Raw genomic sequence first — 20844 nt, 5'->3', positions numbered from 1 at the left:
GCTCAGAACTCTTCCTTGATGGGCCGCGTCAGCAGCGCCTGCATCGCGTTCTGCGGTGTCACCTCGCCCGCCAGCAACTGGCGCGTCATGTGCTGGATCGGCGCGTCGATGCCCGCCTCCGACGCGATGCGCCCAGCAATCTGCACGGTTGCAGCGCCCTCGGCCAAGGGTCGCCCCTCCAGATCCTCGCCCCGGCCCAGCGCCATGCCATAGCCGAAATTGCGCGACTGCGCCGAGGCGCAACTGAGCATCAGATCGCCAAAGCCCGACAGGCCCATATAGGTCTGCGGCCGCCCGCCCATCGCTGCCCCAAGGCGGCGCAATTCGACGAATGCGCGCGTGATCAGCGCGGCCTTGGCACTCTCACCGTAATCCATGCCAATCACGACACCGGCCGCGATGGCATAGACGTTCTTGAGCGCGCCGCCCGTCTCGACGCCCGCCATGTCGGCGCTGGCATAGGCGCGAAACGCGTCCGAGCTGAGTGCGCGGCACAGATCCAGCGCCGCCTCCTCGCTGCCCGCAGCCAGCGTCACGGCTGTCGGCTTGCCCACCGCCACATCGGTGGCAAAGCTGGGCCCCGACAGGACCGCCTGTGCGTGATCGGGACAGATCTTGGCAATGACCCGGCTGAGGCGCAGGCCCGTCGCCACCTCGATGCCCTTGGCCGTGTTCACAAGGACCGCGCCGGGCGCAAGATGCGGTGCCAGCGCCGGCAGCGCGCCGCGCAGGCGCTGCGCGGGAATGGCGAGGATCACGATATCCGCGTCCTGCAAAATTGCCGGGTCGGTGCCCGCCGCAATCCGCTCGGGCAGGGTGATGCCGGGCAGGTAGCGCGGGTTCTTGCCGTCCTCAGACAACGCGCGCGCCATCTCGGGGTCGCGGCAGAGCAGCGCCGTATCCCGCCCCGCCCGCAGCGACGTGCAGGCCAGTGCCGTGCCCCAGGCGCCGCCGCCGACAATGACCGTCTTTTGTTTCATCTCGCCTCGCTTGCCGTCCTGCCAAATGCCGTTTGCTTCACACCAGCCTAACGCGCCCCGCCAGGCCGAACCATGGGCAATTCGCGTGATTGGCCTCTCGCCTGCCGCGGCGCGCGTTCAAGCGGCGCCGACCCGCTTGCCCGGCGCTATCCCGAGGCGATTTTAGGTTGTCTCATGCGCTAGGCGACATGTAGATGAGGTGGCGCCGCTGCCAATGGCGCTCAGGAATCGACCGGGGGGACGAGACGCGTGGGCCGAACGACCAAGACCATTACCAACGGCCTGAAATGGACCGCCCTTGGCCTTGTTCTCGTGTCCCTGCCCGCCTGCGGCCTGCCGCGCGGGGCCGCGCTCACCTCGGAAATCATCAAGGAAGAAAGGGCCGCCAGCCCGACCTACCAAGTGGTGCGCGTCAGCCGCGTCAATGCCGCGGCGGTCGCGCAATGGCCCGCCACCGGCACCAATTCCCACTACAGCTGGCCCACCGCCAGCCGCGGTCCGCAAAGCGCGATCATACGCGCAGGCGATACAGTGAACCTCGCGATATGGGACAATCAGGAAAACTCGCTGCTCACTCAGGCGGATGCCAAATCCGTGCAGATGACCGGCCTGAAAGGCTCGCCCTCGGGGTCGATCTTTGTTCCCTATCTGGACGAGGTGGCCATCAATGGCCAGACGCCCGCGCAGGCGCGCCGCCAGTTGCAGAACCGCCTGAATTCCATCGTGCCCTCGGCGCAGGTCCAGTTGGAGCTGCAGCCGGGACCGAACAACGCCGTCGATCTGGTCTCGGGCGTCGCCAAGCCGGGGAGCTACCCCATGCCAGACCGCAATTACAAGATCCTCAGCCTGATCGCCCAGGGCGGCGGCATCGCACCCGCATTGCGCAATCCGCTGGTCCAGCTGCAACGGGGCGGCACCACCTACAGCATCCGCTCCGAGCGGCTGTTCGCGGATGCATCCTACAACATCACGCTGCGCGGCGGCGACAACGTAGTCGTGCAGGAGGATCAGCGCTATTTCACCGCCCTCGGCGCCACCGGATCCGAAGAACTGATCCGCTTCCCGCAGGAGGAAGTCACCGTACTCGAGGCGATGTCCCTGATCGGCGGTCTGTCCGACAGCCGCGCCAACCCCAAAGGCGTGCTGGTGCTGCGCGACTATGCGCAAAAGGCCTTGCGCGCTGATGGCAGCGGGCCAGAGAAGCCGCAGGTGATCTTTGCCTTCGACATGACCAGTGCAGATGGCCTCTTTGCCGCGCGGAATTTTCTGGTGCAGCCCGAGGATACGGTTCTGGCCACCGAATCCACCATCACCTCGGTCCGTACGATCCTTGGCCTGGTCGGGTCCGCCTTCGGCGTTGCCAGCAATATTGACAATTACTGATCCTTCGGGCGGCGGCACCGGCGCAGGTGCCGCCTCGTTCCATGGGCTGATCTGACGCGTCTAGCTGTGGTGGCTTGACTTAAATCCATATATCTATAATTCCTGATATATGGACAAAGCAGATGCCCTCGACGCGCTTGCCGCGCTTAGCCAATCGACCCGCCTCGACGTGGTTCGGCTGCTGATCACGGCGGGCAAGCCCGGCATGTCAGCGGGAGAGATCAGCGAAGCGCTGGACGTGCGGCAAAACACCATGTCCACGAACCTGGCCATTCTGGCCCGCGCAGGCCTGATCCGGAACGAGCGCGAGGGGCGCAGCATCCGCTATTTTGCGGATATGGAGGGGATGCGCGGCCTTCTCGGCTTCCTGATGGAGGATTGCTGCGGCGGCCACCCCGAGTTGTGCCAACCGGCCATCGACGCGCTGGACTGCCCATGCTGAACCGGCCACAAGGCCGCCTGAAGGCCGCCCCATGACAAGATGCGAGACCTCACCATGACGGACAGCCCCCTCCCCGCCGCCGCAGGCCTCGGCCCCTTCGAGCGCTGGCTGTCGGTCTGGGTCGCACTGGCCATTGGGGCGGGGCTCCTGTTGGGCAATCTTCTTCCCGGGGTCTTCGGCTTTCTCGCCTCGCTTGAGGTCGCTTCGGTCAACCTGCCGGTGGCGGTGCTGATCTGGGCAATGGTCTATCCCATGATGGTGGGCGTCGATTTTGGCGCACTGAGGAAGGTGGGGGACAAGCCCAAGGGCCTTGCCGTGACGCTGGTCGTCAACTGGCTGATCAAGCCCTTCACGATGGCCGCCCTGGGGGTACTCTTCTTCGAGCATGTCTTTGCCGGGCTGATCCCGCCGGATGACGCGCAGGCCTATCTGGCCGGCGTGATCCTGTTGGGCGCGGCGCCGTGCACGGCGATGGTCTTTGTGTGGTCGAACCTGACGCGCGGGGATGCCACCTATACGCTGGTTCAGGTCAGCGTGAACGACGTTGTCATGGTCTTTGCCTTTGCGCCCATCGTCGCCTTCCTGCTGGGCGTTACGGACATCACCGTGCCTTGGGATACGCTGCTGCTGTCGGTAGGACTTTATGTCATGCTGCCGCTGGTGGCGGGGTATCTCACGCGCAAGCGGCTGGTTGCCCGAGGCGGCGAGGCAGCCGTCGATGCGTTCAAGGCGCGCGTGCAGCCCTTCTCGATCCTCGGCCTTCTGGTGACGGTCGTGCTTCTCTTCGGGTTTCAGGGCGAAGTGATCCTGAACCGCCCCCTGGTGATCGCGCTGATTGCCGTGCCGCTCTTGATCCAGTCCTACGGCATCTTCTTTCTGGCCTATGGCGCGGCGCGCGCCTGGGGCATCCCGTTCAACGTGGCCGCCCCCTGCGCGCTGATCGGCACGTCAAACTTCTTCGAGCTGGCAGTCGCCGTCGCCATCAGCCTTTTCGGCCTCGGCTCGGGGGCCGCGCTGGCGACCGTGGTCGGCGTGCTGGTGGAGGTGCCGGTGATGCTGTCGCTGGTGGCCTTCGCGAACCGGACAAGACACTGGTTTCCCGCCGGACCCGACGCGCGCTAACTGCGCATCCGCATCTCTGCGGACCCTCTCAAACATGAGGTGAATGGTGCGGGTGAAGGGACTCGAACCCCCACGCCAAAGGCGCCAGAACCTAAATCTGGTGCGTCTACCAGTTCCGCCACACCCGCACATGCGCAACGCCCGAAGGCGCAGCGCCAATCCCATCTAGCGCAGCGCGCAGCGCGATGCGAGGGGGAAAATGGCCACAGGTTGCGCTGGAGCAATGAAAACAGGCGACATTTACCGGATCTTGGGATAATCTGTTTCCAATAACGAGCAGATAATAAAAAAACGGACATACGCCATGACGCCGAAAACGGCCGGGCGCGATCACGGGCAAATGACCCTTGAGGCCCCTTTGGAGCCTGCCGGAGTGCTATCCGGCAGTATCATTCTAACACTCGACGGCGAAATACCGGTCGAGCATCTGGTACCGGGCGACCGGATCATCACCCGCGACAGTGGTGCGGCGGTGCTGGTCGCGGCACACAGGCATATCATGCGGGTGCGCGCGGTGCGCATCCTGGCCGGATCACTGGGCGACACACGCCCCGACCGCGATGTCGTTCTTCCCGAGGGGCAACAGGTATTGGTGCGGGATTGGCGCGCCAAGGCGCTCTTTGGGTTGCGGCAGGTCGCGGCGCCGGCCCATGCGTTGATCGACGGAGAATTCATCACCTCCGAAGGGGTGGCGACCATGACCCTGCATGAATTGCGCTTCGAGACGCCTCATGTGATCTATGCCGACGGGCTGGAGCTGGTCGCCCCGGCGCAGCAACCGGCCGCGCATCCGGCAGAGCGCACGGGTACCCATGACGCGGCCTGAGGGCCGCGCCTAGACCCCAAGCGCGCGTAGAACCCGCGGCAACGCCTCGGGTAGATCCTCGGCGATCAGGCCCGGCCCATGAGTGCGGGCCGCCTCCACATGCAGCCAAGAGGCAGTCTCGGCCGCCTGCATCGGGACGTGGCCGCGCGCAAGGAGGCCCGTGATGAGTCCGGCCAGAACATCGCCCGCGCCCGCGGTAGCCAGCCACGGCGCAGCGCGGTCCCCGAACGCCGAGTGCAGGCTGCACGCGCCGCCCGGCGCGGCAATCAGCGTATCCGCCCCCTTGAGCAGAACGGTGCAGCCTGCCCGCGCGGCGGCCGCACGAACGCCCTGCACCCGCGCCTCCAGATCATCGCTCGGAACGTCGAGATCAGGGAAGAGCCGGGCAAACTCACCTTGATGCGGGGTCAGGACGCAGCGGTCATGCAGCACATCCATCAGCGCCGGATCCTTGGCCAAGGCGGTCAGCGCATCGGCATCGATCACCGCCCCTCGCGGCTGGGCTGATCCCATCGCGCGCAAGAGCGGCGCGGCGCGATCAATCCCCAGACCGGGCCCAAGGCAAAGCGCGTTGATCCGCGCATCCTCCAGCGCGGCGGCCAGCGCATCACCATCCCCGATACGCTGCAGCATCACCGCCGTCTCATGCGCCGCCACCTCCAGCTGCGCGGCTGGCGGCACGCCCAGAGTGACCAGCCCGGCGCCGATCCTTAGCGCCGCCCGTGCCGCCAGCCGCGCCGCACCCGTCGCCCCCGGCCCGCCTGTCAGAACCAGCGCGTGACCATGGTCGTATTTATGCGCACCGCCCGATTTGCGCAGGCTCTCGACGCGCGCGGCGGAGCGGGTGATCTGACGTGGGACGTGATGCATGGCGGCCTCCGGGGGTGTCATTCAGCAAGTAGAAGGATCATGGGGCAGGCCGATATCCTTGACCACCAACGCACCGCAATGGTCCGGACCTTGGGCCATAAAGTGACCGCGCTTGGGCGCATGAAAGGTAACGGTCAGCGCGCAAAACGGGCATGGCGGCGCGATGCCCGTGCGTCCGATCCCCGGTATGCGCCCGTCGTCACTGCCGAGGCCAGACGGAATGTCGACGGCGACAAGGCGCGGCCCAAATTGTGACCGATCGCCGCCCTGCCCGGCGAGATAGCGCAAGGTATCGGCCAGATCGCCCGTGACCGGACGGGCAAGGCCTGTACCGAGGATCGCATCGACGTAAAGATCAGCTGGGTCCGAAAGACGAAGGGCGCTATTGGTCAATCCGCGTACGGGATTACCCGCCGCCCATAGGTCATAATTTGCACGCGCGTCGGGTGGCAGCCGCGCTGGATCGCCATAGAGAAACACCTCGACATCCCAACCCCTGCCCTGCAAGAGGCGCGCCACGACAAAGCCGTCGCCGCCATTGTTGCCCGGCCCGCAGAGCACCACCGCACGGTGCGCGCCCGTTGACAGCGCAGGCCATTTGGCGAGCACCGCCTCGACCACGCCGTGCCCGGCGCGCTCCATCAGTGTGCGCCCCGTCACCGCACCGGAGAGAATCGCCGCCTGCTCGATCGCACGCATCTGCGCGGCTGTAAGCGCCTGGGTCATGACGCGACTCTCGCGATTTCAGTTGTGCCTATTTTTTCATCATGCAGCCACTTTATTAAGCACATCCGCGTCAATCTCCGCCGCGACGGTAGTGGTGCGCCGGCGCGCCATTGAGCCTTGCATGCCCGCATGATTTGACGGGCGCGAACACACGCTGCCCAAGGAGTTCCGGCGATGAAAAAGATCGAGGCGATCATAAAACCCTTCAAGCTGGACGAGGTGAAAGAAGCCCTGCAGGACGCCGGGATTCAAGGCCTCAGCGTCATCGAGGTCAAGGGCTTTGGCCGCCAGAAGGGTCACACTGAACTCTATCGCGGCGCCGAATATGTCGTCGATTTCCTGCCCAAGGTGAAAATCGACGTCGTACTGGATGACGATCAGGTCGATGGCGCCATCGAGGCGATCATCGAGGCCGCCAAGACCGACAAGATCGGCGACGGCAAGATCTTTGTCAGCCCGGTCGAACAGGCCATCCGCATCCGCACCGGCGAGACCGGCTCGGATGCACTCTGACCATCACCCCAACACCATACCCCCTGAGAATTTCCAAGCGGAGGACTAAGATATGAGCGCATCTGATCTGCTCAAGACCATCAAGGACGAGGGTGTCGAATATGTCGACATCCGCTTTACCGACACGCGCGGCCGCCTGCAGCACGTGACCATCGTGGCCGATCTGGTCGACGAGGACTTCATCGAGGAAGGCTTCATGTTCGACGGCTCGTCCATCGCGGGCTGGAAATCGATCGAAGCGTCGGACATGAAGCTGATGCTGGACACCGACAGCGCCTATATCGACCCCTTCTATGCCGAAAAGACGATCTGCGTGCATTGCTCGATCGTCGAGCCGGATACCGGCGAATCCTACGAGCGCGACCCGCGCGGCACCGCCGAGAAGGCCGAGGCATATCTCAAGTCCTCCGGCATCGGCGACGTGGCCTATATGGGTCCCGAGGCCGAGTTCTTCCTCTTTGACAACGTGCGCTACTCGAACACCGTCAACAAGGTGTCCTACGAGGTCGACGCGCAGGACGGCTCGTGGAACACCGATACCGAGTACGAGATGGGCAACATGGGCCACCGTCCGGGCCTCAAGGGCGGCTATTTCCCGACCAACCCGACCGACGATGCGCATGATATCCGCGCCGAGATGCTGAGCACCATGAAACGCCTCGGCATGAAGGTGGACAAGCATCACCACGAAGTGGCGTCCTGCCAGCACGAGTTGGGCCTGATCTTTGGAACGCTGACCGAGCAGGCGGACGAGATCCAGAAATACAAATACGTCATCCACAACGTCGCGCAAGCCTATGGCAAATCGGCGACCTTCATGCCCAAGCCGATCTATGGCGACAACGGGTCAGGGATGCATGTCAACATGTCGATCTGGAAGGACGGCAAGCCGCTTTTCGCGGGGGACAAATATGCTGATCTCAGCCAGGAAGCGCTGTGGTACATCGGCGGCATCCTCAAGCATGCCAAGTCGTTGAACGCGTTCACCAACCCGACCACCAACAGTTACAAGCGTCTGGTGCCCGGATTTGAGGCGCCCGTGCTGCGGGCCTATTCCGCGCGCAACCGCTCGGGCTGTGTGCGTATTCCGTGGACCGAGAGCCCCAAGGCCAAGCGCGTCGAGGCCCGCTTCCCCGATCCGGCGGCGAACCCCTATCTGGCGTTTGCGGCGCTTCTGATGGCCGGCCTTGACGGCATCAAGAACAAGATCGATCCCGGCGAGGCGATGGACAAGAACCTTTATGACCTGCCCGCCGAAGAGCTGGAAGGCATCCCTACCGTCTGCGGCAGCCTGCGCGAAGCGGTGACCGAATTGCAGGGCGACATGGACTACCTGCTGGCCGGCGACGTGTTCACCCGCGATCAGGTGCAGGGTTATATCGACCTGAAAATGGAAGAAGTTCTGAAATACGAAATGACACCGCACCCGGTGGAGTTCGGCCTCTACTACAGCTGCTGATCCAAACTGGATCACCAAATCTACCCGTGGGCGCCCTGACCGGGCGCCCTTCTTCGTTCGGCGGGCGTTGGCCGTGTCAAGGCCGGGCTAGGCAGCAGCGCGCGCGCCCGTTAGGCTATTGTCAGATTTCAACCAGCTTCGGGACCATCATGCGCCTCATCGCCCTCTCGCTTCTCGCCGCTCTCGCCGCCGCCCCTGCGGCCAGCCAATGCATCACAAACCAGGGGGCCTTCAATCAGTACAAACAATCGCTCATGCAGACCGCCGCCGCGCAGGGCGTGACCCAGCGCGGCCAGCAGGCGTTGGCGCAGGCGGGGCTATCGGGCATCACATGGCGGTTCGAATCGCAGCCGTCCAGCCAGACTGGCACGCTGCAGAGCGATCCAGCGCAATTCCTGGCCAAGCGCTCGGGCAGCTCGGCCGCCAATTTCATCGCGCAGGTGCGCAACAGCATCGCACGCAATCCCAACACCTTCGCAGCGATCGAACAACGCTTTGGCGTGCCCGGCAGCATCCTCGCCACGATCTGGGGGCTGGAGACCAGTTGGGGCGGCTATATGGGACGCACCCCCATCGTCAGCGGCGCCGTAACCCTTTCATCCTACTGCCGTCGCTATCCACGGTTTGTCCCGCATGCCATTGCCGCGCTGCAGCTAGTGGATCGCGGCGTGATCACTGCAAGCACGCAGGGCGGGCCCTCGGGCGAGTTGGGACATATGCAGTTTCTGGCGGGCAATTGGCTGCAATACGCAGTGGACGCCGATGGCAATGGCCGCGCCGATCCCTATTCGGCGGCCGATGCGCTGGCCACCGCCGCCAACATGCTGCACGCCAACGGCTGGCGCGCCGGTCAGCCCTTCGGTGAGGGCACCGGCAATTTTCGCGTCCTTTCCGCATGGAACGATTCCGGCAATTACCAACGCGCCATCGCCTATGCCGCAGAACAGGTCGGACGCTGACGCGTGTCCGGCGCCACTCTCCCTAAGCGAGTATTTCACATAGTAGACACAATTTTATCTAAATATCCCCCAGATTGCAGCGCCATCTGATTACGTGAACAATCTTCAGGATCAGGAGAGATTATGCGACGGCAATATGCAGGAACTGCTGCAGCCTTCGAGTTTGCCAGCCGCCCTCCCATGAGTTTTGAGTCTCTTGTCGGAGAGTTCGACAGGAAGCTGACACGCACAGGTGGTGGCCAGAGCCATTTGACACGGGACGGCGATGATATTGCGATCTTTGATCGCGGACCTATCCGCGTCGCCCTTGGCTGGGTCGCGCCGGGCCTGCGCAAGAAGAACTGGTATCTGATCATGGTGGTCGGGCCATCGCCCGAGGCCACCGGCCCGGTTCCCGATGACGCAGCCATGAGCGCGATGGCGAACAGGGTTCTCAAACATGCCGAGGCCCGGTTTCCGACGGACAGCGTGTTCCGCTGCGACGTGGATCGCCAGATCGATTCCGATCTGATCGACTACATGACCGAAGCCGTGCTGAGCACCGACGCGCCCATCGTTCCGGCCCCCGTGGAACCCCTTGTAAACCACGGTGAAGACCTGTCGAAGACGCGCGCCAGCTGGTCACCCCATATCCTGCATGCCCACCGCGACGCCCATGAGACACCCACGCGGCCCAGAGCCAGGAAAAAACCGGCCCGTTTGCAGGCGGGCCACCTAGTCTCGACGGCGCTGGACGAGCCGCCTCAGCAGGAGGCCGCGCACGAGGGCGACGACGAACAGGACCGCATGGCCCGGATACGCCAGATATTAACCGAGATCGATCCCGAGCAGGCCATCAGCCTGCCGATGCACCTGACGCTTTACACCTTCAGCCTGTCGATGATGCTGCATGTGCCCAGCATCGGCGCCGCGCTGTTCGTCTACAACCTCCTGCGCGAGGATTCGCTGCCCTTCACCTGATTTTCGCGCGTATGCGGCGGGCCTGCGTCGGAAACAAAGGCGACACCGGCGCTTCCCCCGAGTCACGCTAGCCCTGCACCCTGCCGGAGCCAGCACCATGAACCTGCACTACCGCGACACGCGCAAGATTGACCCCACGCGCGGCGCGCGATTGGGCGACAACACCCCCAACGATCAGGACCGGGTCGAGATCGGGCCGACGCGTCTGGCTTATGCCGAATGGACCGAGGCCGGACTGAAGCTGCCTGATCTGCAAGAAATGCGCCGCTATCGCTGGGACCGGCTGACGCGGCATGTGGTAGAGCGCGGCTATGCCGGCGTCCTGATGTTCGATCCGCTCAACATCCGCTACGCCACCGACAGCACCAACATGCAGCTTTGGAACACGCATAACCCCTTCCGCGCCGTGCTGCTTTGCGCCGATGGCTACATGGTAATCTGGGACTACAAGAACTCGCCCTTCCTCAGCGAGTTCAACCCGCTGGTAGCCGAGCAGCGCAGCGGTGCGGACCTCTTCTATTTCGACCGGGGCGACAAGGTGGACGTGGCGGCCGATGTCTTCTCCAACGAGGTGCGCCATCTGCTGGCCGAGCATGCGCCGGGCAATATCCGACTCGCAGTCGACAAGATCATGCTGCACGGGCTGCGCGCGCTGGAGGCGCAAGGGATCGAAGTGATCCCGGGCGAGGAGTTGACCGAGAAATGCCGCGCCATCAAGGGCCCGGACGAAATCCGCGCGATGCGCTGCGCGTCGCATGCTTGTGAGGTAGCCGTGAAGGCGATGGAGGATGCTGCCCGTGCGGGCGTGCCCGGTGGCAACATGTCCGAGGATGATATCTGGGCCGTCCTGCATGCAGAGAATATCCGCCGGGGCGGCGAATGGATCGAAACGCGCCTGCTGACCTCGGGGCCGCGCACCAACCCGTGGTTTCAGGAATGCGGCGGGCGCATCGTGCAGGAGGGCGAGATCGTCGCCTTCGACACCGACCTCATCGGCAGCTACGGAATCTGCGTCGATATCAGCCGCACGTGGTGGATCGGCGACGCAAAGCCCCGCCCCGACATGATCGACGCCATGCTGCACGGGATCGAGCATATCAGGCACAACATGGATCTTCTGCGCCCCGGCATCACCATCCCCGAGATCACCGCGCGCGCCCATCGCCTCGCGCCGCAGTATCAGCGCGGTAAGTATGGCTGTCTGATGCACGGCGTCGGCCTTTGCGATGAATGGCCGCTGGTCGCCTATCCCCATCAGGCGGTCCCCGGTGCCTTCGACTACCCGCTCGAGCCCGGCATGACCCTCTGCGTCGAGGCGCTGATCAGTCCCGAGGGGGGCGATTTTTCGATCAAGCTGGAAGACCAGGTGCTGATCACCGAGGACGGCTTTGAGAACCTCACGCGCTACCCCTTCGATCCGGCGCTGACGGGCGGGCTGTCATAAACTCACCTTGCCGTGACAAATGATCCACGAAGGGTGCAAGCTGGCGCGCGCATGCCTACTGTTGTCCTGCCAGCCAAGAGGACCGCGCCGATGCCCACGACACGTCTTACATTCACCGGCCATGACGGGGCCGAACTCGCCGCGCGCCTGGATGTGCCGGATGGGCCGCATCTGGCCACGGCGCTTTTTGCGCATTGCTTTACCTGCTCCAAGGATATTCCCGCCGCCCGCCGCATCGCCGCGCGGCTGGCGGGGGCGGGCATCGCCGTGTTGCGGTTCGACTTCACTGGGCTGGGCCATTCGGAAGGCGAATTCGAGAACACCACCTTCAGCTCGAATGTCGAGGATCTGGCGCTGGCCGCGCAGGCGCTTGAGGCGCGCGGCATGGCGCCCAGCCTGCTGATCGGGCACTCGCTGGGCGGGGCGGCAGTCTTGCGTGTGGCGGGGCGCCTGCCCTCGGCCCGGGCCGTGGTGACGATCGGCGCGCCCTTCGATCCGGGTCATGTCATGCACAACTTCGCCGGCGCGCTGGACCGGATCGAGGCGGATGGCAGCGCCGAGGTGGATCTGGGCGGACGGCCCATCCGCATAGGGCGCGATTTCGTCGAGGATGTCAGCGCCGCCGCCCTCGCCCCCGACATCGCCAAGCTGAAGAAGGCGCTGCTGATCATGCATGCGCCGCTCGATGCCGTGGTCGGCATCGACAACGCCGCCGAGATCTTCCGCGCCGCGCGCCATCCCAAAAGCTTTGTGACCCTCTGCAAGGCCGATCATCTCATCACCCGGCCGGACGATGCCGAATACGCCGCCGAGGTGATCGCGGCTTGGGCCGCGCGTTATCTGGACCTGCGCCCGCCTGCCCCGCCCCCCGGCGCGCCCGAGGGCATCGTGCGGGTCAGCGAGGCGGACCCCGATGGGTTCTTGCAGGACGTCAATTCGGGCCCCCGCCATCACGCCGTCGCGGACGAACCGCTGGCTTATGGCGGCACCGATCGCGGCATGTCGCCCTATGGCTTCCTCTCGGCGGGTCTCGGCGCCTGCACGTCGATGACGATCCGCATGTATGCGCGGCGCAAGGAATGGCCGCTTAGCCATGTGCGCGTTGATGTGTGCCACGACAAGGTGCACGCGCAGGATGCCAGCGGCGCCTCACCCGCGAAGGTCGATCGCTTCATCCGCACTGTCTTTCTCGAAGGTGATCTGACGGACGACCAACGCACCCGCCTGCTCGAGATCGCCGATAAATGCCCGGTGCACCGCACGCTCGAGGCGACATCCGAAATCGTGACGCGGGAAGGCTGATGGGCGGGCTAGGCCCCCGCGCCTTGGCATCAGGGCGCGCGCGGGCTAAACCCGCGCAACCGCCATTCAACTCCGAGGCCACGCCGATGATTCCCCGTTATTCCCGCCCCGAAATGGTCGCCATCTGGTCGCCCGAGACGAAATTCCGCATCTGGTACGAGATTGAGGCCCATGCTTGTGACGCGATGGCCGATCTGGGCGTGATCCCGCGCGAGAATGCGGAGGCCGTCTGGAAAGCCAAGGACGTGGAATTCGACGTCGCCCGCATCGACGAGATCGAGGCCGTCACCAAACATGACGTGATCGCCTTCCTCACCCATCTGGCCGAGCATGTGGGCAGCGACGAGGCGCGTTTCGTGCACCAGGGCATGACCTCCTCGGACGTGCTCGATACCTGCTTCAACGTGCAACTGGTCCGCGCCAGCGACATCCTGATCGAGGATATGAAGGCGCTTCTGGCCGCACTCAAGCGCCGCGCGCTTGAGCACAAGGACACGGTGCGCGTCGGCCGCAGCCACGGCATCCATGCCGAGCCAACCACGATGGGCCTGACCTTCGCGCGCTTTTACGCCGAGATGGACCGCAACCTGGAGCGCCTGCAGACCGCGCGCAAAGAGATCGCGACAGGCGCCATCTCGGGCGCGGTCGGCACTTTCGCCAATATCGATCCGGCCGTCGAAGAGCATGTCTGCAAGGAGCTGGGCCTTGTGCCTGAGCCGATCAGCACGCAGGTGATCCCGCGCGATCGCCACGCCGCCTTCTTTGCCACGCTGGGCGTGATCGCCAGCAGCATTGAAAACGTCGCGATCGAGATCCGCCATATGCAGCGCACCGAAGTGCTTGAAGGCGCCGAGTTCTTTTCGATGGGGCAAAAAGGCTCCTCTGCCATGCCGCACAAGAAGAACCCCGTGCTGACCGAGAACCTCACCGGCCTCGCGCGCATGGTTCGCTCGGCCGTGGTGCCCGCGATGGAGAACGTCGCCCTTTGGCACGAGCGCGACATCTCGCATTCCTCGGTCGAGCGGATGATCGGCCCGGATGCGACGATCACGCTTGATTTCGCGCTGTCGCGGCTGGCGGGCGTCGTCGACAAGATGATCATCTATCCCGACAACATGCTGGCCAACATGAACAAATTTCCCGGCCTCGTGATGAGCCAGCGGGTTCTTTTGGCCCTCACGCAGGCCGGTGTCAGCCGCGAGGACGCTTATGCGATGGTGCAGCGCAACGCCCTCAAGGTCTGGGAAGAGCGCACCGATTTCAAGGCCGAGCTTCTGGCCGACGAAGAGGTGGTCGCGGCCCTCGGCAAGGACGGAATCGAGGAAAAGTTCGACCTTGGCTACCACACCAAGCATGTCGACACGATCTTCGCCCGCGTCTTCAAGGACTGAGGCCAAGCGGCGGGCCTGCGAAAAAGTGATTAGGTGGCGCAAGGGGAATGAAGTTACCCTCGCGTCACCCATTCACAGGAGGCACGTCCATGAAGACTTTCGGAATCGCACTCGTCCTGACGCTGGCGCCCACATTGTCGCTGGCAGAGGGCTGTAACCACGACAAAAGCACGCAAGCCATGACCTGCGCCGCCGGCACCGCCTATGACGCGGACGCCAAGGCCTGCCTGCCTATCAGCAGCTGACAGGCTGCCCTTGCGGCTCGCTCATCTGGCGGGCCGCTATGGGGTCTCCCGCGGATCAGCGCCGGGGGGTACTCGCTAGCTGTGAATTGATCCCAACGCATCGGACGCGAACCGCGCCGGTGCGTTTGCGTTTTAGACATTTGTTCACCCTTGCCGGTCTAGATTGACTGCATCTCCCGGACGGGATCTGCACGAGGACCAACATGAGCCAACCCACACCGCTTGCCCGCATCGCGCCGCCCTCGCCGCCGCGCGCGCCTACTGCCGCGCGGCTGACACGGCGACAAAAGGCGGCGATCATCGTGCGATTCCTGCTCAATGAGGGGGCGGATGTGCGCCTGTCAGATCTACCCGATGCGCTGCAAGGCACGCTGACCGCGCAGATGGGCTCGATGCGCTATGTCGACCGCGCGACCCTTCTGTCGGTTGTGACCGAGTTCGCCGGCGAGCTTGAGGCGATGGGCCTGACTTTTCCGCACGGCGTTGCCGGTGCATTGACGGCACTTGACGGGCGCATCAGCCCGCAAACCGCCGCCCGACTGCGCAAGGAGGCGGGCGTGCGCCAGTTCGGCGATCCGTGGGAGCAGGTGCGCGCCGCGAATATCGAGGATCTTGTTCCCATCATCCTCGCCGAAAGCACCGAGGTCGCGGCCGTCATGCTGTCCAAGCTGGACGTGGCGCGCGCCGCCGATCTGCTCAGCCGCCTGCCCGGAGACACGGCGCGGCGCGTCACCTTCGCCGTCTCGCAGACCGATGCCGTGACCCCGGGCGCGGTCGACCGCATCGGTCTGTCACTGGCCGCCCAGCTGAACGACATCCCCGAAACCGCCTTTGACGAAGGGCCCGCCAGCCGGATCGGCGCGATCCTGAATTCGACCTCCTCGACGTTGCGTGATGACGTGCTGACGGGCCTCGACGCCGAGGATCAGGCCTTTGCCGAGCAGGTGCGGCGCGCGATCTTTACCTTTGCCAACATTCCGGCGCGCGTGGCGGAGGCCGACGTGCCCAAGGTCGCGCGCGAGGTCGATCAATCCGTTCTGGTCACCGCGCTCGCCGCAGCAGTGGCGGGCGATCTGGGCGACGTGGCCGAATTCATTCTCGGCAACATGTCACGGCGCCTCGCCGATGCCATCCGCGAGGAGATGGAGGAGTTGGGCCGCGTCAAGACCAAGGAGGGGGAGGAGGCGATGACAGAGGTCGTCAACGGCATCCGCCGCCTGCAGGCCGCGGGTGAGATCGCGCTGGTTCAGCCCGAGGGAGAGGACGAATAGAGGTGCGCTGTATCCTGCGAAACCGCCTCGTGCCTTGTGATCATCTGGGCCGCGCTTTATGTCTGCCCAACCCGATCCACGCGGCGAGGCCACCCATGAGCACCGAAAACACTCCGAGCAAAGACCCATTGGCGCAGCGCGCTGGCGAATATGTGGTCAATCTGGTGCTGCTCGCGCTGATCGGTCTGGCGGGCCTCATGCCCTATCGGTGGCGCATTCCCGCTCTGGGATGGATGACCTCGCGGATCGTGGCCCCCCTGGCGGGATACTCGGCGCGGGTGCGCGAGAACCTTGCACTGGCGCGCCCCGACCTGCCGGAGGCGGATGTGCGCCGCCTTGTGCGCAGCGTGCCGGACAACGCGGGCCGCAACATGATGGAGATGTTCTCGGCCGCCGAATTCTCCGCCCGCGCGCGCCATTCGCCCGTCACCGGCCCCGGCCTGCCCGCGATCCAGCAGGCGCGCAAGGACGGACGCCCCGTAATCTTCGTCACCGGCCATCTGGGCAGTTTCAACGCGGCCCGTGTCGCGATGGTGCAGCAGGGTTTCGAGATGGGCGTGTTCTACCGACCAATGAAAAACCGCTATTTCAACGTGCATTACACCGAAGCGATGGGATCGCTCAGCCAGCCGATGTTCGAGCAGGGACGGCGCGGCATGGTGCAGATGACCAAGCATCTGCGCAGCGGCGGCGTTCTGGCCATCCTCAATGACCTCAACGCACATGGCGGTGTGCCGCTGGATTTCTTCGGCCAGCCTGCGCTGACATCTCTGGTCACTGCCGAGCTGGCGTTGAAATTCGACGCGCCGCTTGTGCCGGTCTGGGGCATCAGGCGTGAGAACGGCCTCGATTTCGATATCCATGTCGAAGAACCGGTCACGCCCGGCGACCCTGTCGAGATGACCCGCGAGTTCAACACCCGGCTGGAACGCCAGGTGCGGGAGCATATGGATCAGTGGTTCTGGATTCACCGGCGCTGGAAGGATGGCACCGGCGATATGGCCGATCGGGGCGCGGAGCGCATGGCCGAGATGCAGGGCGGTGGAAACCTACCGCAATAGCGCGGCGGCCTCGACCTTGCCGTGGCCGGGGCGCTGGAGGATGACGGCGATGTTGGTATCCTCCGCCGCCTCTATTGTCAGCGACAGAGGCTGCACCGGATCCCACTGCCCCAACTCGGTCAGATCCGTCACGATATTGACGTAGGAATAAGTGTGGCCTGCATTCTCGCCATGGTCTATCGAGACGCTCTGCTGCGGGATGAACCGGGCAATCTGGACGATCAGCGGTGCGTCAAACCCGTTATCCGCCGTCGCGGAAATGGTCATCTGCCCGTCACTATGCGACAGCGTCAACGACACGGCACGCGGTGCCTCTAGATGGCGGTCGATGATCTCGTTCACATCCTTGGGCCGGTTGCCGACCACGCCCTCTACCCCTCCGATCACCATCTGCGGGGTGTAGACCATGTCGCGCCCTGCGGCGGCGGCATAGCCATATTGCCGCTTGGTATGCGCGGGTTTGCCGAAGAGATCGTCGTAAATATAGTCCCAGTAGTCCACGTGTAGCGACAGGGCGACCACGTCTTCGCGCTCGGCGAGCTCATGCAGGAAGGCATCTGCGCCGGGGCAAGTCGCGCAGGCTTGCGATGTGAAAAGCTCGACCAGCACCGGCCCCTTGGCATCGGCCTGCGCCAGACCGGGCAGGCCCGAGATCGCGGCCGCGGCGACATACGAGAAGATTTTGCGCATCAAGGCCCTCCGCCGGACATGTCCGATTGCTGCCGGAACCTATGCTGCACGCCGATGAAACACCAATCAACGTTTCGTCAGAGGGGCACCCGCAGAACGTGCAGAGGGCACTGGACGCGGGCTTCGGTGTGCAATAGTATACAAAAATCGCGATGCCCACTTGATCGCCGTTTTCAAATGCGCCAGAACCACAGGGGATCGCCCCGCCGCGCCAGCATGGACTGGCGCCGACGATGCCCAAGTGCAACGATTTGGCCCTGTGCGGCGTTTGTCCGGTAGGCCCACCGATGTACAAGGCTCTGGCCCGCGGCCATGATGCACGCAATTTCCGCACGCCGCCCGCCGCGCCGTGCATCCAACGTTCTGATGACCCGAAAGGATAGCCTGATGCCAATCAATGTGGGACATGATTCCGCCAAGACGCGCAAGACCCTGAAATCAGGGGACCAAACCGTCGCTTACTATTCGATCAAGGCCGCCGAAGAGGCGGGCCTTGGGGATTTCACCCGTCTGCCCGCCGCGCTCAAAGTGGTGCTGGAAAACATGCTGCGCTTCGAGGATGGCAAGACCGTCACGCAGGATGACATCAAGGCATTCTCGGAATGGGCTACCAAGGGTGGCAAGAACCCGCGCGAGATCGCATACCGCCCCGCCCGCGTGCTGATGCAGGACTTCACCGGCGTTCCCGCTGTCGTCGATCTGGCCGCGATGCGCGACGGGATCGTCGCCCTCGGCGGCAAGGCACAGCAGATCAACCCGTTGAACCCTGTCGATCTGGTCATCGACCACTCGGTCATGATCGACGAGTTCGGTAACCCCCGCGCCTTCCAGATGAACGTGGATCGCGAGTATGAGCGCAACATGGAGCGCTACCAGTTTCTGAAGTGGGGTCAGGGCGCGTTCAACAATTTCCGCGTCGTGCCCCCCGGCACCGGTATCTGTCACCAAGTGAACCTTGAATACCTGGCGCAGACCGTCTGGACCGATAAGGACCAGAATGGCGAGGAGGTAGCCTATCCCGACACGCTGGTTGGCACCGACAGCCACACGACGATGATCAACGGCGTTGCCGTTCTGGGCTGGGGCGTCGGCGGGATCGAGGCGGAGGCGGCCATGCTGGGCCAGCCCATCTCGATGCTGATCCCCGAAGTCGTCGGCTTTGAGCTGACCGGCAAGATGACCGAAGGCACGACGGGCACAGACCTTGTTTTGAAAGTGGTCGAGATGCTGCGCGAAAAAGGCGTGGTCAACAAGTTCGTCGAATTTTACGGCAAGGGCCTCGACAATTTGCCGCTGGCTGATCGCGCGACCATCGCCAACATGGCGCCGGAATATGGCGCGACCTGCGGCTTCTTCCCGATCGACGATGAGACGCTACGCTATCTCACGCAGACGGGCCGCGACAAGGACCGCATCGCGCTGGTCGAGGCCTATGCCAAGGAAAACGGCCTGTGGCGCGACGCAGACTATGCGCCCGTCTATACCGACACGCTGCATCTCGACATGGGCACCATCGTGCCCGCGATTTCCGGCCCCAAGCGTCCGCAGGATTATATTGCCCTCGACAAGGCTGCGACCGAATTTCACAAATATATCAAGGGGCAGCGCAAAGCCAAGGACGGCAGCGAGAACGCCGAGGGCCGCTGGGAGGCCGAAGGCGGCCATGTCGAACCGCAGGACATTCCCGGTGACGAGGGCAGTCACAAGCGTGGCTATGTGACCGGCGACGAGGCGTACCAGATGCATGATGGCTCGATCGTGATTGCATCGATCACCTCCTGCACCAATACCTCGAACCCTTATGTCATGATCGGTGCGGGTCTCGTTGCTCGCAAGGCCGCGGAGCGCGGCCTTAACCGCAAGCCGTGGGTGAAAACTTCGCTCGCGCCCGGCAGCCAAGTGGTCTCCTACTATCTGGAGAAGGCCGGTCTGCAGGAAGATCTGGATAAGATCGGCTTCAACCTCGTTGGCTATGGCTGCACCACCTGCATCGGCAACTCGGGACCGCTGGACCCGAAGATCAGCAAATGCATCCACGATAATGACCTGATCGGTGTGTCGGTCCTGTCGGGCAACCGCAACTTCGAGGGCCGCATCAGCCCCGATGTGCGCGCCAACTACCTCGCCTCGCCGCCCTTGGTGGTGGCCTATGCGCTGGTCGGAGACATGAATGTCGACATCACGACTGCGTCTCTGGGCAAGGACAAGGATGGCAAGGATGTCTATCTCAAGGACATCTGGCCCAGCCAGGCCGAGATCGCCGAACTCGTCGACGCCACCGTCACGCGCGATGCCTTTCAGGAGAAATACGCCGACGTCTTCGACGGCGACGAGAAGTGGAAGGCAGTTGAGACCTCGGAAGGCGAGACCTATGACTGGCCGCCGGAATCGACTTACGTGCAGAACCCGCCCTATTTCCAGAACATGTCCAAGGATCCGGGCAACATCTCGGATATCGAGGATGCGCGTGTTCTGGCCCTTCTCGGCGATATGGTCACGACCGACCACATCAGCCCCGCAGGTAGCTTCAAGGAATCGACGCCTGCGGGTCAGTATCTGAGCGAGCGTCAGGTGCCGGTGCGCGAATTCAACTCTTATGGCAGCCGCCGTGGCAACCACGAGGTGATGATGCGCGGCACCTTCGCCAATATCCGCATCCGCAACGAGATGCTGGACGATGTCGAGGGTGGATACACCCTTGGGCCGGACGGCGAGCAGATGTCGATCTTCGATGCGGCGATGGCCTATGAAAAGAACGACACGCCGCTGGTCATTTTCGCAGGCGAGCAATATGGCGCAGGTTCCAGCCGCGACTGGGCGGCCAAGGGCACTGCCCTTCTGGGTGTGCGCGCCGTCATCGCCGAGGATTTCGAGCGTATCCACCGCTCGAACCTGGTGGGTATGGGTGTCGTGCCTTTCGAGTTCTCGAATGGTGACACGCGCAAGTCGCTGGGCCTGACGGGCAAGGAAACCGTCACGATCAAGGGGCTGGCGGACGTCAAACCGCAGGCCGAGATGCCCTGCACCATTACCATGGAAGACGGCACCAAGAAAGAGATCATGCTGAAATGCCGGATCGATACCGCCATCGAGATTGAATATGTCGAGAATGGCGGCGTGCTGAACTACGTGCTGCGCGATCTGGCGAAATCCGCCTGATAGACGCCTGACACCGGACATGAAAACGCCCGCGGCCTTGG

At 63.9% G+C, this 20844-nt stretch carries 19 protein-coding genes and 1 tRNA gene; 15 read left to right on the top strand and 5 right to left on the bottom strand.

Annotated features, from left to right (window positions below):
- Positions 1-2 precede the first annotated feature (2 nt).
- Entirely contained in the window at positions 3-980 is a 978-nt protein-coding gene (locus ACEWPL_RS04070) for an NAD(P)H-dependent glycerol-3-phosphate dehydrogenase (protein WP_393933481.1), read from the bottom strand.
- A 249-nt stretch (positions 981-1229) separates the two neighbouring features.
- Here ACEWPL_RS04070 and ACEWPL_RS04065 point away from each other — a divergent pair, with 249 nt between their 5' ends.
- The 3 genes from ACEWPL_RS04065 (at position 1230) to arsB (ending at position 3927) form a co-directional block, all read left to right on the top strand.
- A complete protein-coding gene (locus tag ACEWPL_RS04065) occupies positions 1230-2363 on the top strand; it encodes a polysaccharide biosynthesis/export family protein (protein ID WP_393933479.1) in 1134 nt (377 codons plus the stop codon).
- Between the two features lie 109 nt (positions 2364-2472).
- The gene (locus ACEWPL_RS04060) at positions 2473-2805 is read left to right on the top strand and encodes an ArsR/SmtB family transcription factor (protein ID WP_393933477.1); all 333 of its coding nucleotides are present in this window, start codon (positions 2473-2475) and stop codon (positions 2803-2805) included.
- Between the two features lie 54 nt (positions 2806-2859).
- Positions 2860-3927 (top strand): ACR3 family arsenite efflux transporter, encoded by a 1068-nt coding sequence (gene arsB / locus ACEWPL_RS04055; protein ID WP_393933475.1) that lies wholly within the window; start codon positions 2860-2862, stop codon positions 3925-3927.
- A gap of 44 nt (positions 3928-3971) precedes the next feature.
- Here the strand turns inward: arsB and ACEWPL_RS04050 are convergent.
- Positions 3972-4055 (bottom strand) — tRNA-Leu (locus ACEWPL_RS04050).
- A 176-nt stretch (positions 4056-4231) separates the two neighbouring features.
- Between ACEWPL_RS04050 and ACEWPL_RS04045 the strand changes: the two genes are divergently transcribed.
- A complete protein-coding gene (locus ACEWPL_RS04045) occupies positions 4232-4753 on the top strand; it encodes a Hint domain-containing protein (RefSeq protein WP_393933473.1) in 522 nt (173 codons plus the stop codon).
- 9 nt (positions 4754-4762) lie between these two features.
- Here ACEWPL_RS04045 and ACEWPL_RS04040 read toward each other — a convergent pair whose 3' ends face one another.
- Together ACEWPL_RS04040 and ACEWPL_RS04035 are read right to left on the bottom strand one after the other, a co-directional pair.
- A complete protein-coding gene (locus tag ACEWPL_RS04040) occupies positions 4763-5623 on the bottom strand; it encodes an NAD(P)H-hydrate dehydratase (protein WP_393933471.1) in 861 nt (286 codons plus the stop codon).
- Between the two features lie 21 nt (positions 5624-5644).
- Entirely contained in the window at positions 5645-6349 is a 705-nt protein-coding gene (locus ACEWPL_RS04035) for an NAD(P)H-hydrate epimerase (RefSeq protein WP_393933469.1), read from the bottom strand.
- A 174-nt stretch (positions 6350-6523) separates the two neighbouring features.
- Between ACEWPL_RS04035 and ACEWPL_RS04030 the strand changes: the two genes are divergently transcribed.
- The 10 genes from ACEWPL_RS04030 to ACEWPL_RS03985 all read left to right on the top strand — a co-directional run bounded on the left by ACEWPL_RS04030 (position 6524) and on the right by ACEWPL_RS03985 (position 16954).
- Positions 6524-6862: a P-II family nitrogen regulator gene (locus tag ACEWPL_RS04030; RefSeq protein WP_393933467.1), complete on the top strand. Its 339-nt coding sequence runs from the start codon at positions 6524-6526 to the stop codon at positions 6860-6862.
- Positions 6863-6914: 52 nt separating this feature from the next.
- Positions 6915-8321, top strand: a complete 1407-nt coding sequence (gene glnA, locus ACEWPL_RS04025; protein WP_393933465.1) for a type I glutamate--ammonia ligase — start codon at positions 6915-6917, stop codon at positions 8319-8321.
- A gap of 149 nt (positions 8322-8470) precedes the next feature.
- Positions 8471-9280, top strand: coding sequence for a lytic murein transglycosylase (locus ACEWPL_RS04020; RefSeq protein WP_393933463.1), 810 nt, complete (start codon positions 8471-8473; stop codon positions 9278-9280).
- Positions 9281-9460: 180 nt separating this feature from the next.
- Positions 9461-10240, top strand: a complete 780-nt coding sequence (locus tag ACEWPL_RS04015) for a hypothetical protein (protein ID WP_393933461.1) — start codon at positions 9461-9463, stop codon at positions 10238-10240.
- A 97-nt stretch (positions 10241-10337) separates the two neighbouring features.
- A complete protein-coding gene (gene dddP / locus ACEWPL_RS04010) occupies positions 10338-11684 on the top strand; it encodes a dimethylsulfonioproprionate lyase DddP (protein WP_393933459.1) in 1347 nt (448 codons plus the stop codon).
- A gap of 90 nt (positions 11685-11774) precedes the next feature.
- Positions 11775-12986 carry a bifunctional alpha/beta hydrolase/OsmC family protein gene (locus tag ACEWPL_RS04005; RefSeq protein ID WP_393933457.1) on the top strand — a complete coding sequence of 404 codons (1212 nt, stop codon included), beginning with the start codon at positions 11775-11777 and terminating at the stop codon, positions 12984-12986.
- Between the two features lie 86 nt (positions 12987-13072).
- Entirely contained in the window at positions 13073-14377 is a 1305-nt protein-coding gene (gene purB, locus ACEWPL_RS04000; RefSeq protein WP_393933455.1) for an adenylosuccinate lyase, read from the top strand.
- Positions 14378-14466: 89 nt separating this feature from the next.
- Entirely contained in the window at positions 14467-14622 is a 156-nt protein-coding gene (locus tag ACEWPL_RS03995; RefSeq protein WP_393933453.1) for a hypothetical protein, read from the top strand.
- Between the two features lie 203 nt (positions 14623-14825).
- Entirely contained in the window at positions 14826-15893 is a 1068-nt protein-coding gene (locus ACEWPL_RS03990; protein WP_393933451.1) for a flagellar motor switch protein FliG, read from the top strand.
- Positions 15894-15988: 95 nt separating this feature from the next.
- Positions 15989-16954, top strand: a complete 966-nt coding sequence (locus ACEWPL_RS03985; protein ID WP_393933449.1) for a lysophospholipid acyltransferase family protein — start codon at positions 15989-15991, stop codon at positions 16952-16954.
- On the opposite strand, the gene ACEWPL_RS03980 is transcribed toward ACEWPL_RS03985, so the two are convergent.
- A complete protein-coding gene (locus tag ACEWPL_RS03980) occupies positions 16943-17644 on the bottom strand; it encodes a DUF1223 domain-containing protein (protein WP_393933447.1) in 702 nt (233 codons plus the stop codon). The two genes, ACEWPL_RS03985 and ACEWPL_RS03980, sit on opposite strands and share 12 nt — an antisense overlap.
- Before the next feature lie 387 nt (positions 17645-18031).
- On the opposite strand from ACEWPL_RS03980, the gene acnA reads away from it, so the two are divergent.
- The gene (gene acnA / locus ACEWPL_RS03975) at positions 18032-20803 is read left to right on the top strand and encodes an aconitate hydratase AcnA (RefSeq protein ID WP_393933445.1); all 2772 of its coding nucleotides are present in this window, start codon (positions 18032-18034) and stop codon (positions 20801-20803) included.
- Positions 20804-20844: the final 41 nt, after the last annotated feature.

This window comes from Roseovarius roseus, from assembly GCF_043355935.2.
GTDB lineage: Bacteria > Pseudomonadota > Alphaproteobacteria > Rhodobacterales > Rhodobacteraceae > Roseovarius > Roseovarius roseus.
The sequence above is the reverse complement of the archived record's forward strand: the minus strand, read 5'-3'. Positions and strand labels throughout refer to the sequence as shown.